The organism is Streptomyces sp. SID5785 (genome assembly GCF_009870065.1).
Taxonomy (GTDB): Bacteria; Actinomycetota; Actinomycetes; order Streptomycetales; family Streptomycetaceae; genus Streptomyces.
Map to the genome: position 1 here is coordinate 1 of NZ_WWIA01000709.1, position 4,123 is coordinate 4,123.

At 74.0% G+C, this 4,123-nt stretch carries 3 protein-coding genes and 1 pseudogene; all 4 read right to left on the bottom strand.

Going from position 1 to position 4,123, the window contains the following annotated elements:
* The coding region (locus tag GTW43_RS23260) for an amino acid adenylation domain-containing protein (RefSeq protein WP_161303961.1) at positions 1-2,722 on the bottom strand (2,722 nt) is incomplete at its 3' end.
* Positions 2,719-2,952 (bottom strand): phosphopantetheine-binding protein, encoded by a 234-nt coding sequence (locus GTW43_RS23265; protein ID WP_161303963.1) that lies wholly within the window; start codon positions 2,950-2,952, stop codon positions 2,719-2,721. The genes GTW43_RS23260 and GTW43_RS23265, both read right to left, overlap by 4 nt.
* On the bottom strand, positions 2,949-3,590 hold the full coding sequence (locus GTW43_RS23270) for an isochorismatase family protein (protein WP_161303965.1): 642 nt from the start codon (positions 3,588-3,590) through the stop codon (positions 2,949-2,951). The genes GTW43_RS23265 and GTW43_RS23270 overlap by 4 nt, the downstream gene beginning before the upstream one ends.
* A gap of 37 nt (positions 3,591-3,627) precedes the next feature.
* Positions 3,628-4,123, bottom strand: a pseudogene (locus GTW43_RS23275) (AMP-binding protein); the annotation flags it as partial.

Genomic DNA, 4,123 nt, shown 5'->3' on the forward strand with positions numbered 1-4,123 from the left:
CCGTGTCGGGGTCCGGGCCTCCGGTGACGTAGCCGACGAGGTGGTCGCCGACCACTGCGGCGCACGCGGCGTCCACCCTGGTGCAGCCGGTGAGGGCGGCCTCGATCTCGCCGAGCTCGATGCGCTGACCGCGCAGTTTGACCTGGTGGTCGGTGCGGCCGAGGTACTCCACCTCGCCCTGGTCGGTCCAGCGGGCCAGGTCGCCGGTGCGGTACATCCGGCTGCCGGGAGCGCCGAACGGATCGGGGACGAAGCGCTCGGCGGTCAGCTCCTCGCGGCGGAGGTAGCCGTCGGCCAACTGCCGTCCGGCGAGGAAGAGTTCGCCGGTGACACCCGGCGGGCAGGGCCGGCCGGCCGCGTCGAGCACGTACAGACGGGTGTTCCACACGGGCCTGCCGATGGGCACCGGTCCGGTGCCCCGCGGGTCACAGGCGTGGTAGGTGACGTCGACGGCCGCCTCGGTGGGTCCGTACAGGTTGTGGAGTTCGACGCCCGGGAGCTCGGCGGCGAAGGCGGTCGCGGTCTCGCGCGGGAGCGCCTCGCCGCTGCAGAAGACGCGGCGCAGCGCGTCGGCGCATCCGGCGGTGCCGGTCCCGGTGAGGAACGCCTGGAGCATGGACGGCACGAAGTGGCAGGTGGTGATGGACTGTTCGGTGATGAGCCGGGCCAGGTACGCGGGGTCCTTGTGGCCGCCGGGGTCGGCGACGACGAGGGTGGCGCCCTGGCGCAGCGGCCAGAAGAACTCCCAGACGGACACGTCGAACGAGGACGGGGTCTTCTGCAGCACGCGGTCGCCGGCGCCGATCGGGTACGTGTCCTGCATCCAGCGGAGCCGGTTGTCGATGGCCGAGTGCGGGACGACGACGCCCTTGGGCCGCCCGGTCGAGCCCGAGGTGTAGATGACGTAGGCGGGATGGGCGGGGGTGAGGGCGCGCGGCGGGTTCACGGCCGCGTACGCCGAGAGGTCGAGTCCGCCGAGGACCACGAGCGGGGTGCCGCCCTCCGTGGGGAGCCGGTCCGCGCGGTCGGTGACGGCGCACACCGGTTCCGCGTCGCGCAGCATGGAGTCGAGGCGCTGGGCGGGGTACTCCGGGTCGAGCGGGAGGTAGGCGGCGCCCGACTTGAGGACGGCCAGCAGGGTCACCACGAGGTCGACCGAGCGGGGCACGGACACGGCGACGAGGGCGCCGGGGCCCGCGCCGCACCGCTGGAGGTGGTGGGCGAGCCGGTTGGCGCGGGCGTCGAGTTCGGCGTACGTGAGTCGGGTGTCCCCGTGTACGAGGGCCTCGGCGTCGGGGCTGCGGACGGCCTGGGCCTCGATCGGGCCGATCAGCGTGGTCGGCGGAAGGGCCCGTTCGGTGCGGTTGAACTCGTCGAGCACGAGGGCCAGTTCGGCCGGGGTGGCGATCGGGTGGGTGCCGAGGGGCAGGTGCGGGTCGCTGTCGGCGAGCCGGTCGAGGAGGCGGAGCAGGCGGGTCTGATGGGCGGCGACCGTGTCCCCGTCGTAGAGGGCGGGGTTGGCGTCGTGGTCGATGCGCAGGCCCCTGCCGTCGGCGCGGTCGTAGATGTTGACCGTGAGGTCCTCGACGGGGCCCGCGGACAGGTTGTGGGCGGTCGCGGGCACTCCGGCGAACTCGGCGCCGTAGTCGAACGGCATGATGTTGACGAGCGGTCCGACGAGGGCGCGCTGCTCGCCGAGGAGGCCGAGGTCGCGGCGGATGTCCTCGTAGCGGTAGCGCTGGTGGCGGCGCACCTCGCGCACGGCGAGGACCACCTGGCGCACCAGTTCGGCGAAGGTGGCGTCCGGGGTGACGGCCAGGCGCAGGGGCAGCACGTTCATGACCATGCCGGGGACGCGCAGCGCGGCCGATCCCGTGCGGCCCATCATGGGCAGGCCGAGGACGACCTCGGTGCGCCCGGTCGCGCGCGCCGTGTACAGGGCCTGGGCGGCGATGAGCACGTCGGGCCAGGTGGCGCGCGTGCGGGCGGCCAGTTCCCGCAGCCGTTCCGTGGTGTCCGGGGACAGCCGTGCGGTGCGGCGCAGGAACGTGCGGGACGGCAGCGCGCCGCGGCCGGCCAGGTGCGAGGGCTCGGGGCGGTCACCGAGTGCGGCGGCCCAGTGCGACCGGTCGGCCTCGTACGCGTCGGACGCGCGGTACTCGGCGTCGACGGCGAGGAGGTCGGCGAGCGTCGCGAAGGTGCGTGGCGGGGGCTCGTCGCCCCGGACGAACGCCGTGTACAGCTCGGCCGTGCGCCGCACCAGGAGCGCGTGGCCGAAGCCGTCGGTGACCAGGTGGTGAATGCGCTGGTACCAGAGCCAGCGGCGCGGGCCGACGCGGAACAGGGCGTGCCGGAACAACGGTCCTGCGGCCAGGTCGCAGGGCTCGGCGAGGTCCGCGCGCATGCGGGCGAGCGCTTCCTCCTCGCTCAGGTCGTCGTGCACGGTGAGGGGCAGGCCGACGCGGGCGCAGACGCGCTGGCGGGGTCCGTCGGGGGTCTCCTCGATCCGGACCCGCAGGGCGTCGGACTCGGCGACGACCTGCCGCAGGGCACGGGCGAAGAGCTCCGGGTCGATCTCTCCGTCGAGCTCCAGGTACTCGGCGGTGTTCTGTGCGGCGCTGAGCGGGTCGAGCGCCTGGGCGAACCACATGCCGGACTGTGCGGCGGTGAGCGGCAGCACCAGGTCGCGGGTGGCGGCTTCCTCGTGGACGGGGGCGGTCATGAGGGGCGCACCCCCAGGAGGGCGGCCCAGGCGTCGAGCGCGGGGCGCTCCGCGAGGTCCACGAAGGAGGTCTCGACGCCGTGCGTACGGCGCCAGCCCTCGAGCAGGGTCATGATGCGGACGGAGTCCAGGCCCAGGTCGGCGAGGTTCTCGTCGGCGGGGATGTCGTCCGGAGCCTCGCCGAGGCAGTCGGCGACGTCGGCGCGGAGCTGTTCCAGGGTGAGGGTCATGCGGCCGTGACCTCCGCGACGAGCCGGTCGGTGGTCGTGACGGCGGCGCACCGGCCGGCGGCCCAGCGCAGGGCCATGGCGTGGTCGTCGCTGCTGAAGTCGGCGACGGCGTCGGCGACGACGAACGCCTGGATGTCGCGCGACCACGCGTCGGCGGCGCTCATGAGCACGCCGATGTGGGCGTACACGCCGACGACGACGAGCTGGTCGCGGCCGGACTCGCGGATCAGGGACTCCAGTGCGGTGCGGGCGAACGCGCTGTACTTCCACTTGGTGAGCAGGGTGTCGCCGTCGGCGGGGGCGACGGCCGGCGGGACGGCGAGCGCCTCGGGGTCGTCGGCGACGCCGGGCCCCCAGAAGTCGCGTTGCAGTCCGCGCTCCTCGGGGGTCTGGCCGCCGCGCTGGGCGGAGTAGACGACGGGCACGCCGTGGGCGCGGCAGGCGCGCAGGATGCGGGCGGTGTTGCCGAGCAGGCCGGTCAGGGGCTGTTCGTCCTGCGGGAAGGCGGCGAGGAAGTGCTGCTGCAGGTCGTGGACGAGCAGTACGGCGCGGGCCGGGTCCACGGTCCAGTCGACGCGGTTCGCGGGCAGTTCGCCGGGCGTGGGCAACGGGTACGCGGTGACGGCGGGGATCGCCATGGGGTTCGGGGCCTTTCGGGACTCGGAAGGGGACGGGTCAGTGCTGCTCGGCCGCGGAGCGCTGCTGCTTCTTGCTGACCTTGCCGATGCCGGTCTGCGGGAACGCGTCGACGAACTCGACGAGGTCCGGGACCTTGTAGGCGGCGACGCCGGCCTCGCGCACGAACCGCTTGACGGCCACGGAGCGCAGGGCGGGCGCGCCCGCGCGCAGGATCACGTACGCGAGGGAGCGTTCGCCGAGGTAGGGGTCGGGGACGGCGACCACGGAGACGTCGTGGACGGCGGGGTGGCCGAGGATGATGTTCTCCACCTCCTCCGGCGCGATCTTCTCGCCGCCGCGGTTGATCTGGTCCTTGGCGCGGCCCTCGACCACGAGGTGCCCGCCGGGGGTGCGGCGCACGATGTCGCCGGTGCGGTAGAAGCCGTCCTCGGTGAAGGAGCGGGCGTTGTGCTCGGGCGCCCGCCAGTAGCCCCGGATCGTGTACGGGCCGCGGGTGAGCAGATGCCCGAACGCGCCCTCGGGGACCTCCTCG